Origin of the sequence: Dactylosporangium sp. CA-052675 (assembly GCF_050947935.1) — a bacterium.
Lineage (GTDB): Bacteria > Actinomycetota > Actinomycetes > Mycobacteriales > Micromonosporaceae > Dactylosporangium.
This window is the reverse complement of sequence record NZ_CP192010.1, coordinates 10,450,530-10,463,283: the sequence shown is the minus strand read 5'-3', so window position 1 is coordinate 10,463,283 and position 12,754 is coordinate 10,450,530. Positions and strand designations below refer to the sequence as shown.

General features: G+C 74.2%; 11 protein-coding genes and 1 pseudogene. 8 read left to right on the top strand and 4 right to left on the bottom strand.

What is annotated here, in order from left to right; genetic code table 11:
• Positions 1-205: 205 nt before the first annotated feature.
• Positions 206-1,573: pseudogene (dnaB, locus tag ACQP1P_RS47210) on the top strand (replicative DNA helicase); the annotation flags it as partial.
• Positions 1,574-1,935: 362 nt separating this feature from the next.
• Here dnaB and ACQP1P_RS47205 read toward each other — a convergent pair.
• From ACQP1P_RS47205 to ACQP1P_RS47195, 3 genes are read right to left on the bottom strand one after another with little or no spacing between them, the layout of a single operon-like run.
• Entirely contained in the window at positions 1,936-2,568 is a 633-nt protein-coding gene (locus ACQP1P_RS47205; protein ID WP_433081820.1) for a phosphoribosyltransferase, read from the bottom strand.
• Positions 2,569-2,577: 9 nt separating this feature from the next.
• Entirely contained in the window at positions 2,578-3,771 is a 1,194-nt protein-coding gene (locus tag ACQP1P_RS47200; protein ID WP_433090440.1) for a glycosyltransferase 87 family protein, read from the bottom strand.
• The gene (locus ACQP1P_RS47195; protein WP_433081818.1) at positions 3,768-5,810 is read right to left on the bottom strand and encodes a putative bifunctional diguanylate cyclase/phosphodiesterase; all 2,043 of its coding nucleotides are present in this window, start codon (positions 5,808-5,810) and stop codon (positions 3,768-3,770) included. Before ACQP1P_RS47195 ends, ACQP1P_RS47200 begins: the two co-directional genes overlap by 4 nt.
• Between ACQP1P_RS47195 and ACQP1P_RS47190 the strand changes: the two genes are divergently transcribed.
• From ACQP1P_RS47190 to ACQP1P_RS47170, 5 genes are all read left to right on the top strand, one after another.
• On the top strand, positions 5,784-6,194 hold the full coding sequence (locus ACQP1P_RS47190; RefSeq protein WP_433081816.1) for a hypothetical protein: 411 nt from the start codon (positions 5,784-5,786) through the stop codon (positions 6,192-6,194). The two genes, ACQP1P_RS47195 and ACQP1P_RS47190, sit on opposite strands and share 27 nt — an antisense overlap.
• 503 nt (positions 6,195-6,697) lie before the next feature.
• Entirely contained in the window at positions 6,698-7,123 is a 426-nt protein-coding gene (moaC, locus tag ACQP1P_RS47185; RefSeq protein WP_433090438.1) for a cyclic pyranopterin monophosphate synthase MoaC, read from the top strand.
• Complete coding sequence (locus ACQP1P_RS47180; RefSeq protein WP_433081814.1) at positions 7,120-7,584, top strand: MogA/MoaB family molybdenum cofactor biosynthesis protein; 465 nt, start codon at positions 7,120-7,122, stop codon at positions 7,582-7,584. Before moaC ends, ACQP1P_RS47180 begins: the two co-directional genes overlap by 4 nt.
• Positions 7,585-7,701: 117 nt before the next feature.
• Entirely contained in the window at positions 7,702-8,889 is a 1,188-nt protein-coding gene (locus tag ACQP1P_RS47175) for a molybdopterin molybdotransferase MoeA (protein ID WP_433081812.1), read from the top strand.
• Positions 8,886-9,299 carry a molybdenum cofactor biosynthesis protein MoaE gene (locus ACQP1P_RS47170; RefSeq protein WP_433081810.1) on the top strand — a complete coding sequence of 138 codons (414 nt, stop codon included), beginning with the start codon at positions 8,886-8,888 and terminating at the stop codon, positions 9,297-9,299. Before ACQP1P_RS47175 ends, ACQP1P_RS47170 begins: the two co-directional genes overlap by 4 nt.
• Here the strand turns inward: ACQP1P_RS47170 and ACQP1P_RS47165 are convergent.
• A complete protein-coding gene (locus tag ACQP1P_RS47165) occupies positions 9,262-9,771 on the bottom strand; it encodes a DoxX family protein (RefSeq protein WP_433081808.1) in 510 nt (169 codons plus the stop codon). The two genes, ACQP1P_RS47170 and ACQP1P_RS47165, sit on opposite strands and share 38 nt — an antisense overlap.
• 54 nt (positions 9,772-9,825) lie before the next feature.
• Here ACQP1P_RS47165 and ACQP1P_RS47160 point away from each other — a divergent pair, with 54 nt between their 5' ends.
• Both ACQP1P_RS47160 and ACQP1P_RS47155 read left to right on the top strand, forming a co-directional pair.
• A complete protein-coding gene (locus ACQP1P_RS47160) occupies positions 9,826-11,172 on the top strand; it encodes an SWIM zinc finger family protein (RefSeq protein ID WP_433081806.1) in 1,347 nt (448 codons plus the stop codon).
• On the top strand, positions 11,169-12,725 hold the full coding sequence (locus ACQP1P_RS47155) for a DUF5691 domain-containing protein (protein WP_433081804.1): 1,557 nt from the start codon (positions 11,169-11,171) through the stop codon (positions 12,723-12,725). Before ACQP1P_RS47160 ends, ACQP1P_RS47155 begins: the two co-directional genes overlap by 4 nt.
• Positions 12,726-12,754: the final 29 nt, after the last annotated feature.

Genomic DNA, 12,754 nt, shown 5'->3' with positions numbered 1-12,754 from the left:
ATCGCGCGCCGGCGAGTTTTTGTCATACCCCCGAGGTCTAATGACCAGGCGGGTGTGGCGTTGGGGGGCGGAAATGTCGATCACCGAGGACAGGCGCAGCAGCGAGCACGACTGGGACGAGGAGCCGCCCCCGGAGTCGGGCGAACGCTTCGAGCGCGGCGAGCGCGGCGAGCGTGGTGACCGTGGCGAGCGCGGTGAGCGCGGTGACCGTAAGGCGTCCGGTCCTCCCTCGGGCGGCGCCAGCACCTTCGAGCGCACCCCGCCGCAGGACGTCGCCGCCGAGCAGAGCGTGCTGGGGGGCATGCTGCTGAGCAAGGACGCGGTCGCCGACGTCGTCGAGATCCTCAAGACGCAGGACTTCTACAAGCCGGCCCACAGCACCATCTACGACGCGATCCTGGACCTCTACGGTCGCGGCGAGCCCGCCGACGCCGTCACCGTGGCCGCCGCACTGGCCGACAGCGGCAACATCGCCAAGATCGGCGGCGCGCCCTACCTGCACACGCTGATGACCGCGGTGCCGACCGCCGCGAACGCCAGCTACTACGCCCGCATCGTGGCCGAGCGCGCCGTCCTGCGCCGCGTGATCGAGGCCGGGACGCGGATCGTGCAGCTCGGCTACGGCTCCGACGGCCCGGGCGGGCGCGACGTCGACGACGTGGTGGACCTCGCGCAGCAGGCCATCTACGACGTCACCGAGAAGCGCGTCAGCGAGGATTTCGCGGTGCTCGCGGAGATGTTGCAGCCGACTCTCGACGAGATCGAGGCGGTCGGCGCGCAGGGCGGCATGATGACCGGCGTCCCGACCGGCTTCCAGGACCTGGACCGCCTCCTGAACGGCCTGCACGCGGGCCAGTTGATCATCGTGGCCGGTCGACCCGGTCTCGGGAAGTCGACTGCCGCGATGGACTTCAGCCGCGCGGCCTCGGTGAAGCACAACATGGCCTCGGCCATCTTCAGCCTGGAGATGTCCAAGGTCGAGATCGTCATGCGGCTGCTCTCGGCCGAGGCCCGGGTGCCGCTGCACGTGCTGCGGTCCGGGCAGCTGTCCGATGACGACTGGACCAAGCTCGCGCGGCGCATGGGCGAGATCAGCGAGGCGCCGCTGTTCGTGGACGACACGCCCAGCATGAACCTGATGGAGATCCGGGCCAAGGCGCGGCGGCTCAAGCAGCGGCACGATCTCAAGCTCATCGTGGTCGACTATCTGCAGCTCATGACGAGCCCGAAGCGCACCGAGAGCCGGCAGCAGGAGGTCGCGGACCTGTCCCGTGGGCTCAAGCTGCTGGCCAAGGAGGTTGAGTGCCCGGTGGTCGCGGTCAGTCAGCTGAACCGTGGCCCCGAGCAGCGCACCGACAAGCGGCCGCAGCTGTCCGACCTGCGCGAGTCCGGGTCGATCGAGCAGGACGCGGACGTCGTCATCCTGCTGCACCGCGATGACTACTACGACAAGGAGTCGCCGCGCGCGGGCGAGGCGGACTTCATCGTGGCCAAGCACCGGAACGGGCCGACGGACAGCATCACGGTCGCGGCTCAGCTGCATCTGTCGCGGTTCGTGGACATGGCGATCTAGACGGCTCGGGATCGACGCCGGCGCGCGGTCATCGGCGGCCGCTGTTCGCAGTGGTGGAGCCGCCGGCGCTGGCCCGCGCGGCCTGGCCGGTCGCTGGCCGCAGTGGTCGAGCTGCCGGTCGCTGGCCCGTCGGCGCTGGCCCGCGCGGCCTCGCCGGTCGCTGTTCGCACTGGTCGAGCTGCCGGTCGCTGGCCCCCGGGTCGCTGGCCCGTCGGCGCTGGCCCGCGCGGCCTCGCCGGTCGCTGTCCGCGCGCGCACAGCGAGGCCGGTTCGGGCAGCGTGCGGCATGCGTCGGACACACTGGAGCGGATGCCACCTGCCGGCGCCCGCGGGCCGATGTGGCCGCTGAGGAGCAGCGCCGGTCAGGCCAGAAGGGCCGTCACGTCGGCGTCGGTGAGCTGGTGGAAGTCCTCGTAGAAGCGGCTCACGGCGCCGAAGTCGGACTCCACCAGCGGGCAGACGAGCTCGTCCGTCGATCGCCGCAGGCGCGCCACCGCCTCCGCCGCGCCCACCGGGACGGCCAGGATCACGGTGCTCGCCGCGAGAGACCTCGCCACCGCCACCGCGGCGCCCGCGGTCGCGCCCGTAGCCAGGCCGTCGTCGATCACGAGGGCCGTGCGGCCGTCGAGGTTCAGGGGCGGGCGGCCGCGGCGGAAGTGGTGCTCGCGGCGGCGGAGCTCGGCGGACTCGTGGCGCAGCACGGCGACGATCTCCTCGTGGCCGAGGTGGCGTGCGATGTCGTCGTTGATGACGCGTACGCCGCCGGGCCCCACGGCGCCGAAGGCCACCTCCGGAGCCCACGGCACGCCCAGCTTGCGGACCACGAGGACGTCCAGGGGAATGCGCAGGCGGCGGGAGACCTCCGCGGCCACCGGCACGCCGCCGCGGACCAGCCCGAGCGCGATGGCGTCCTCGCGGTCGGCGCGGGCGGCCAGCAACTCGGCCAGGAGCTCGGCCAGGACGGCGCCGGCCTCTTCGCGGTTGCGGTACCCCATGCCTTCTGTCTACGCCGGGACCGGCTCACGCGTCTTGTGCTGGGACCACCAGAAGGCGAGGAAGGCCACCGGGTACAGGAGGTAGCCGAAGCGGGTCGCGGGCGTGAGCATGATCGCGGCGGTCAGGCCGGCGGCGATGTACGCCGCGGCCCGGCCCGAGGACCTCGGGGGATTGCGCAGGAGCTGCAGGGCGATGACCGCGCCGGCCAGCAGGAGCAGGGCCAGGGCGACCGTGCGGCCCGCCGGGAGGGCCGAGGCGATGAGGTACCCGGGCAGCGGGGACTGGGCGGGGCTGGTCACCAGCCCGTGGCCGCCGGGGAAGCGGACGGCGTTCTCGAGGTACGCGTCGGCGTCGACCAGGAGGGCCGGGAGCAGGGCCAGGAGCGGGATGCCGAGGGCGGTCGCGGCGAACCAGGCCGGGCGGCGGCGGGTCGACAGGGCCAGGACCAGTAGGACCAGGGCCACCGGCAGGGCGAAGAGCTTCAGGGCGCCGGCCAGGCCGACCGCCACGCCGGCGGCCAGGAAGCGGTCGCTCGCCGACAGGGCCAGGGCCAGCAGGCACAGGGCCAGCACCGGGAGGTCGTCGCCGCCGGTCGCCAGGGTCAGGGTGCACAGGGGCAGGACGGCCACGGACTGGGCCAGCGGGATGGCGCGGGTCGAGAAGGCCAGCAGGCGCAGGGTCCAGAGCAGGCAGAACACCGTGGCCACGGCGAACCACACCCGGGCGTCGGTCCACCAGGCCTCGCCGAAGGCGGCTCGGGGAAGGCCGAAGACGGCCATGCCGGGCTGGTAGGGGGCGTACCCCATCAGGCGGTCGGGCTCGGGCAGGGCGGCGATCGCGTCGTGGGAGAGGTACGGGGTGCCGGTGTGGACCAGGCGGTCGCCCATCCGCTCGACCACCAGGACCTCCTCCTGGGCCCGGTCCGTGCGGCCGGCCGCTCGCTGGATCGACTCGATCAGCAGCGGCAGGAGTGCGGTCGCGGCGAACAGCAGGGGAATCACCCGCCACCGGGCGATCAGCAGGACCAGCACGGCGCCGGCCGTGTAGCCGATCCAGACGACCTGGCCCCAGGCCCGGTGCGGCAGCAGGGTGGACGTCAGGGCGGTCACCGCGGCGAAGACGGCGCACAGCGCGTAGAAGGCGGCGTCCAGGAGGCGGGGGCGCAGGTCGGTAGCGATGCGCCCAATTGTGCCGAAGGTCAGGTGGACCTCTCGCGGCCGGGCGGGGGTTCGGCGCCGAGGCTCATGCGGCGGGCTCGGCGGCTTCTCGACATGCGGATCACCGCGCCGGTGTCGTGCAGGGGGTCGGCCAGGTGGCCCTCGCCCCGGTGCAGCTGGGCCAGCAGACGGTCCGGGGGCATGGCCCGCGCGAACAGGTGGCCCTGGCCCGCGGGGCAGCCCAGCTCCCACAGTTGCTGGCGCTGGTCCTCGCGCTCCACGCCCTCCGCCACCACCAGCAGGTCGAGGCTGCGGCCCAGGTCGATGGTCGAGCGGACCACGGCGCCGGGGGCCGAGGCGTTCATCGCCGACACGAAGCTGCGGTCGATCTTGAGTTCGTCGACCGGGACGCGGGCCAGGGTGGCCAGCGAGGAGAAGCCGGTGCCGAAGTCGTCCAGGGCGAGGCGGATGCCCTGGTCGCGCAGGGCGGCCAGGACCTCGTCGACGACTTCGAGCTTGCTCAGCGTCACCGACTCGGTGAGCTCGATGACCAGGGCGGAGGCCGGCACCCCGCGCGCGCTCAGGCGTCTGGCCACCGCGTCCGGGAAGGACGGGTCGAGCAGGCTGCGCGGGGAGACGTTGACCGCGACGGGGATCTGGTAGCCGGCGTCCGCCCAGTCCGTGACGGCGATCAGGGCCTGGTCCAGCACGGCGTCGGCGAACGCGGCGAGCTGCCCGGAGCGCTCGATGGCGCCCAGGAACCGGTCGGGCGAGAGCGGGCCCTGGTCGGGGTGCTGCCAGCGGGTCAGGGCCTCGGCGGCGATGACCCGGCCGCTGGCGAGGTCGACGATGGGCTGGAAGTGGACGGTGAACTGGTGCTCGGCGATGGCGCGGGCCAGGTCGCCGCCGAGGGTGAGGCTGTTGACGTCGGCGGTGTCGCGCGCCTGGGCGTAGACGACGACTCGTTGGCCCTCCTGCTTGGCCTGGTACAGCGCGATGTCGGCGCGCCGCAGGAGCTCGCCGACGCTTCCGCTGGTGCCGGTGGTCACGCCGCAGCTGGCCTCGACGCTGATGCGCATGTCGTCGAGCTCGATGGGCGGGGCGAGCGCGTCGAGCATGGCGTGGGCGCGCAGCTCGGCGATCGCGGGCGCGCTGAGGCCGGCGAGGAGGACCGCGAACTCGTCGCCGCCGAAGCGGGCGACCAGGTCGCCGGGGCGGGCCGCGGCGGTGAGGCGTTCGGCGACGGCGAGCAGCACCCGGTCGCCCTCGGCGTGCCCGAGGGTGTCGTTGACCTCTTTGAAGTGGTTGAGGTCGATCAGCAGTACGCCCACCACCCCGGCCTGCCCGGCGAGGATGTCGTTGCCGTACTGCTGCAGCCGCCGCCGGTTCGCCAGCCGCGTGAGCGGGTCCTGCGCCGCGGCCCGCGCGTGGCTGTCGGCGAGGCGCTGGGTCTCGGCGAAGGTCGCGGCGTTGCGGATCGCCGTGCACAGGGCGGCGGTGAAGGTGCGCAGGGTGTACTGCTCGCGCTCGGTGAACCGCACCGGCCCGGAGCCCCGGAACCGCAGGCGCAGCTGGCCGAGGTCGCCGTCGCCGCGGTAGCTCTCGAGCGCGACGGGGATCAGGTAGCCCTCGGCGGCCGGCGCCTCGCCGGGCGGGCCGTCGTAAAGGATCTCCGAGCCGTTGCTGCGCACCAGGCGGGACCCGCCGCTGGGCGGATGGATCTCGACCTCGGCCTGGTCGGTCGAGAAGATGTCGGTGGCCCGGCGGACGGCGGCGTAGAGCACCGCGGTCTCGTCGACGGAGTTGAACTCGTCGGTGGCCTCGGCGAGGCGCTGCCACGCCTCGTTGCCCTGGCGGGTGCGCAGCTGGTTGGCGGCCGCGAGGTGGATCGCGAAGACCAGCGGCGGCAGGACCAGCAGGAGCCATTCGCTGATCCGGTAGGCCAGGACGGTGGCGAGCGCGACTCCGAAGAGCCCGAGGCGCGTGATGATCGTGAAGTTGACCTGCGCCAGGATCAGCTGCCGGAACGGTTTGCCCGTGATGATCGAGAACAGCGCGTGCGACACGATCTCATCGACGAGCATATACGCGACGAATGCGGCGAAAAGTCCGGGTATGACGGCGATTACGGAAAAAGTGGTATTGAGCAGTATTGGCGAGGTTCCGACGGCGCCGGCGGCGGCAACCGCGGCCGTCGCGCCGATAGTGTCTTTTCCGACATTGAACCCGATCTTCATCGGATCGTTCGCGCGGCGGCTCAGCTGGGACAGGAACGCGCCGCAGGCGGTGCCCAGGATCATGGCCGGCGCCGGGAGGAAGACCGCGGCAAGGGTGATCACGGCCGTGGTCGGCACGATGCCGTCGGAGACCGATCGGATGCGCACGTCGATCACGGCGAAACCGTTGCCGACCAGCACGATCGCGAGGACGGCCAGGCCCGCGACGGCGGTCGGACGCTCGGCGAATGACGACAGTGCCGTGAGGACGGCGGCGGACCCGCCGACGACGACGGGACCAACGAGGCGCCAGAGGCGCTGGTTGGTCGCGTCGTCGGTTCGCGGTGTTTTCTGCATCGGCCCGCTTCATCGTGGCCGATGTGGCCGCGGGCTTGTCAACCCGTCGAACGGGTCACTGCCAGGTGTGGTCCTTCTCCATGTTTCGCCCCCAAAGGTCGCTGCTGAATTCGACCCCCGTCAGCCTCCGAATATCGAAAATCATCGAAGTCCGAAGCGCTGAACGCAGCCTAGGGTGCAAAACGCAAGATGCCCAAAGCGATTTGTCCGTCGAATCATAGTTTGCGAACTATAACGGCCTTTGTCACGATTTGGCGACGCGAACGTGACGCTCCGTATAGCGAAATCGACGTGGCTAAGCCTTAGCCTGCATGATCAAACGGCCGCGCGCCTCCGGTGACTAAGCTCTCTGGGTGCCAAATGAGCTGACGCACGTGGACTCGTCCGGGGCGGCGCGGATGGTCGACGTGGCCGCGAAGGACATCACCGCGCGCCGGGCCGTCGCGGCGGGATTCGTCCGCACCACAAGCGAAGTCGTCGCGCTGCTGCGTGATGGAGCGCTGCCGAAGGGTGACGCTCTGGCGGTCGCCCGCATCGCCGGGATCATGGGCGCGAAGCGGACGCCCGATCTTGTGCCGTTATGTCATCCCATCGCCCTGCACGGCGTGACGGTCGAGTTGACGCTGCGTGACGAGACCATCGAGATCGAGGTCGTGGCGAAGACGGCCGACCGGACCGGCGTCGAGATGGAGGCGCTGACCGCCGTGGCGACGGCGGGGCTGGCGCTCATCGACATGATCAAGGCGGTGGACCCGGCGGCCTCGATCGAGAACGTGCGGGTGCTGCGCAAGGAGGGCGGGAAGACCGGGGTGTGGCAGCGATGAGGGCGGTCGTGGTGGTGGCGTCCAACCGGGCGGCGGCGGGCGTCTACGCCGACACCAGCGGGCCGCTGCTGGTCGAGGGGTTGCGAGCGCTGGGGTTCGAGGTGGACGAGCCCGTCGTGGTCCCCGACGGGGAGCCGGTCGAGGCGGCGCTGCGGGCGGCGGTGCCGGCCGCGGACGTCGTCCTGACCAGCGGGGGCACCGGGATCACGCCCACCGACCGGACGCCCGAGATGACGCGCCGCGTGCTCGACTACGAGGTGCCGGGCATCGCGGAGGCGATCCGGGCGGCCGGCGCGGCGAAGGTGCCGACCGCGATCCTGTCGCGCGGGCTCGCCGGAGTCGCGGGGCGGACGCTCGTCGTCAACCTCCCCGGGTCCCGGGGTGGCGCGAAGGATGGATTGGCCGTGCTCGGACCGGTTCTCAAGCACGCGGTGGAGCAGCTTCGCGGCGGAGATCACTGAGGGATGAAGCAAGGCCGAGCCCACGCGGACCCGGCAATGACGGCGCGCAGCGCCGAATGGTGTCTGACGGGAGCAACGGTCCGCAGGTGACGCGGACCGGAGCATTAGGCTTCGACCGTGACGTCACCGATCGCCTGGACGACCGCCCGCGAGATCGTGCACGCCGCGGGCTCGGCGGTCGCGCCGGAGCCCGTCGAGGTGCCCCTCGCCGACGCCGACGGCCTCACCCTCGCCGCCGACCTGGTCACCCTGACCGACCTGCCCGCCTTCGCCACCTCCAGCGTCGACGGCTGGGCCGCCCGCGGGCCCGCGCCCTGGCGGATCGTCGGGCGGGTGCTCGCCGGGGACACCGCCGCGCCGCTCACCGCCGACGGCACCTGCGTCGAGATCGCCACCGGCGCCATGGTGCCCGACGGCACCACCGCCGTCGTCCGCGTCGAGGAGTCCGAGACCGTCGACGGCCTGGTCAGTGGGGCCGTCCGCCGGCAGCCCGACTGGCGCCGCCAGGGCGAGGAGGCGGCCGCCGGCGAGGTGCTGCTGCCCGCCGGCACCCCGGTCACGCCCGGGGTCATCGGGCTGGCGGCGTCGTGCGGGTACGACACGCTGACCTGCCGCCCGGCCCCCCGCGCGGCGCTGCTGGTCTTCGGCGACGAGCTGCTCACCTCCGGCGCCCCCGCCGGCGGCCGGGTCCGCGACGCGCTCGGGCCGGCCCTGCCCTCCTGGCTGCGCCGCGCCGGCACCCAGGTCGTGCACGCGCGCGGGCCGGTCGCCGACACGCTCGAGGAGCACGTGGCCGCGCTGCGCGAGGCCGTCGACGCCGGCGCGCAGGTCATCTGCACCACCGGCGGCACCATGCACGGGCCGGTCGACCACCTGCACCCGGCGCTGGCCGAGCTCGGCGCCCGTTACGTCGTCAACACCGTGGCCGTGCGCCCCGGCTTCCCGATGCTCGTCGCGCAGCTACCCGGCGGGCAGTTCGTCGCGGGCCTGCCGGGCAACCCGCAGTCCACGTTCGTCGCGCTCGTTTCTCTGGTACTGCCCCTGCTCGCCGGCCTCACCGGCCGCACGGTGCCCGAGCCGGCCACCGTGACCCTCGGCGCCGACGTCCCCGGCCGCGGCGACTTCACCCACCTCGCGCTGGTCACGCTGGCCGGCGGCCGCGCCCACCCGGTCGCCCACGTCGGCTCGTCGATGCTGCGCGGGCTGGCCGGCTCCGTCGGGTTCGCGGTCATCCCGCCCGGCGCCGAGGGCCACGCGGGCGCGCTCGCCCAGCTCGTGCCCCTGCTGGACGGGGACCGCGCGTGATCCGCACCCAGGTCACCACCGAGCCCCTCGACGTCCAGGCGCACGAGCGGGCCGTCGCCGACCGGGCCGCCGGGGCCGTCGTGTCGTTCGCCGGCGTCGTGCGCGACCACGACGGCGGGCGGGGCGTGGTCGAGCTCGAGTACGAGGGCCACCCCAGCGCCGGTGACGTGCTCGCCGAGGTGGCCGCCGAGATCGCCGCCGACCCCGCGGTGCGCGCGCTCGCCGTCTCGCACCGGGTCGGGCGGTTGGAGATCGGCGACGTCGCGCTGGCCGCGGCCGTGTCGACCGCGCACCGGGCGGAGGCGTTCGCGCTCTGCGCCCGGCTCGTGGACGAGGTGAAGGCGCGGCTGCCGATCTGGAAGCGTCAGGTGTTCACCGACGGCCAAGAGGAATGGGTGAACTGCCCTTGAGGTGGCGCCGGGCCCGCTTGAGCGTCTTGCCCGCGTGACCCGCACGCCAGCGCAGGTCGGGCCGGCCCTCGCGGTCGAGCGCGGCCAGCAGCAGGCCGCCCATCAGGCCCAGGTTCTTCATGAAGTGGATGCGCTGCTGGGCCCGGTCCTGCGGGTTCTCGATGTCCCAGAACGCGTGGCCGGCCAGGGTCGTGGGCACCAGTGAGCCGGCCAGCAGCAGCGCCGCCGGCCGGGTCGCGTGCCCGGTCGCGAGCAGCACGCCACCGGCCATCTGGGCCGCGCCGTTGACCCGCACGAGGGTTTCGGCGTCGGTCGGCAGGCTCGGGTGCAGCGCCTTGATGGTCGGCTCGAGCCGGTCGGTGACGGGCTTGGCCCGGCCCGCCAGTCGCGCCGGGCCTGTGAGCGCGGCCCATCCCTGGACCACGAAGATCGCCGCGAGCATCGAACGGGCTGCGGTACGTACGGGTCTCATGACGGAAACATACCCAGCGGGGAAATGTCGTACCCCCTCACTACGGTAAGCAGCATGGCGGAAACAACGACGGTCACCACGGTCTGGACGACCGACCAGGTGATGGCGCTGGCCCCCGACTCGTCCGCGCAGCGGGCGGCGCGCGGGCTCGCCGGCGACCGCGTCTGGCTGGAGACCGGCCTCAGCGCCGCCGACGACATCGACCCGACCCTGTGGGGGCTGTGCCAGGGCAGCGGGAGCACGCCGTATCAGACCGCGGTCGACCTCACCGAGCCCGCGTTCAAGTGCACCTGCCCGAGCCGCAAGTTCCCGTGCAAGCACGCGCTCGCCCTGCTGCTGCGGTGGTCCTCCGGCTCGGTGCCGGAGGCGGTCGCACCCTCGTGGGCGAGTGCGTGGCAGGCGGCCCGGGCGGCCCGCGCCAACCGTGCCACCGCCGGACCGGCCGAGGAGCCGAAGCCCGGCGGCCGCGCCGGTGGCCGGGCGCCGGTCAGCGAGAAGGCGCAGGCGCGCCGGGCCGACCGGATCGCCGCCGGGCTCGACGAGCTCGACCGCTGGCTCGCCGACCAGGTCCGCGCCGGGCTCGCCGGCACCGGCAAGGGCGGCGCGGCCTGGGACACGATGACCGCCCGGCTCGTCGACGCCCAGGCGGCCAGCGCCGCGGGCATCCTGCGCCGGACCGGCGCCGTGCTGGGCTCCCCCGAGCGCCTGCTGGGCGAGCTGGCGCGGCTGCACCTCCTCGTCGGGGGTTACCGGCGGCAGGAGGAGCTGCCCGAGGAGCTCGCGGCGAGCGTGCGGATGCGGGTCGGGGTGCCGATCGCGACCGAGACGGTGCTGGCCGGGGTGCCCGTGCGCGACCGCTGGCAGGTGCACGGGGTGCGCGACGAGATCGAGGACCAGCTGACCGTGCGCCGGGCCTGGCTGCGCGGGGCCGGGTCCGGGCAGCCGCTGATCGTGCTGTCGTTCGCCGTGGCGGGCCAGTCGCTCCCCGTCGACCTGCTGCCCGGCACCGAGTTCGACGCCGACGTGTGCCTGTATCCGGGTGGTCAGCCGGCCCGGGCGCTCATCGCCAAGCGGCACGCGCCGCCGGAGCGGATGCACTTCGTCGCCGGCGGCGCCGGGATCGAGGACAACCTGCGGGCGCACGCGCTCGCCCTGGCCGCGGACCCCTGGCTCGACTACTGGCCGATGGCGCTCGACGGGGTGTGCCCGGTGCGCGACGGCTCCGGGTGGGCGCTGGCCGACGCCGACGGGTTCGGGCTGCCGCTCGACCCGGCGGCCGGAGAACCCTGGCGGCTGGTGGCGGTGACCGCGGGGCGGCCCGCGACCGTCACCGGCGAGTGGTCGGCGGGCGGGCTGCGCCCCCTCGGGGTGTGGGCCGACGAGCGGCTGGTGCGGCTGTGAACGGGCCGGACTGGGGCGACGTGCTGGCGACCGCGCTCGTCGGGACGCAGCGGCGGACGCTGCCGGCCGGGGTCGGGCGGCCCGGCGAGGACCCGGCGGAGGCGCTGCTCGACGCGGCCGGGACGCTGACGCTGTTCCGGCGGGCCGGGTTCCGGGCGCGGGCCGGGCTCACGGTGCCGGAGCCGGCCCCCGACGACTCCGGGATCCCGCTCGTGGCCTGGGCGGCGGCGGCGCGGGCGGCGGACCTGCTCGCCGTGGACGCGGCCGGCTACGGCACCAGCAACGCGGTGCCGGTCCGCGACGCCGACGGCCGGCTGGAGCTGCTCGCCGAGTGGCTCGGGGCCGTGCACGACCGGCGGGTGCCGGGTGAGCTGCTGCCCGCGCTGCTGGAGGTCGCGCGGCGGCACCGGGCGCTGCGGCCGCTCGTCGCCGCGGCCGGCGGGTCCCGAGCGGCGTGGCTGGCCCGGCAGCGGCCCGAGTGGGCGTTCCTCGACGCCACGGCGGCCGATGCCCACGATGCCTCCGGTGCCCCCGCCGACGACGCCCAGGGCTGGGAGCTCGGCTCGATCGGCCGGCGCGTCGGCATCCTCACCGCGGTGCGCCGGGGTGGGCCGGAGGGCGAGCAGCGCGGCCGCGACATGCTCGCCGACGTCTGGCCGACCGAGACGCCCGAGGACCGCGCGGCGCTGCTCGCCACGTTCGCGACCGGGCTCTCCCTCGCCGATGAGCCGGTGCTGGAGGGTGCCCTCGACGACCGGCGCAAGGAGGTGCGGATCGTCGGGCTCGACCTGCTGGCGATGCTGCCCGACAGCGCCTATGCGCGGCGGATGATCGAGCGGACCACGGCGTGCGTGCGGATCGCCGGCGGGCGGATCCAGGTGGTGCCGCCGAGCGCCTGCGACAAGGCGATGCGCCGCGACGGGATCGTGCCGCGCCCGCCCGCCGGGATCGGCGAGCGGGCGTGGTGGCTGGAGGAGCTGCTGACCCGCACGCCGCTGCGGGTGTGGGGCGAGCCGGAGGAGTTCCTGGCGCTGCCGGTGACCGACGAGTGGGCCGCCGTCCTGCGCCGCGGGCTGGCCCGGGCCGCGGCCGGGCAGCGGGATCCCCGCTGGGCCACGGCGCTGACCGGGCGGCTCACCGAGGAGGTCGCGGCGGGCGGCCGCCCCGACGACCGGCTGCTGCTCGAGGCGCTCTATGACGCGCTGCCCTCCGACGCGCTCGCCGCCCTCGCGGTCGGAGTGCTGCGCCGGGGCCTCGCCGGGGCCGCCGCGGTCGGCGTCGAGCACGTGCTCGAGCTGTGCCCGCGGCCGTGGCCGGAGCCGCTGGCCGAGGCGGTGTTCGGCGCGCTGGACGACCTCGGCGGCCGGCGCTCGGCGGGCTGGCGCCTGGCGGGGCTGTGCGAGCTGGCCGCGCTGCGGCTGCCGGCCGACACCGCGGCCCGCGCGACCCGCATGGCCGCCGCCCTGCCCTCCGACGACCCGATGTCCTCGATCGTCGGCCGCTTCGCCGACACCCTGCGCTTCCGCCACGACATGCTGGCCGAGCTGGCATGACCCCCGACGTCCGACCCGATCTCCCAGGA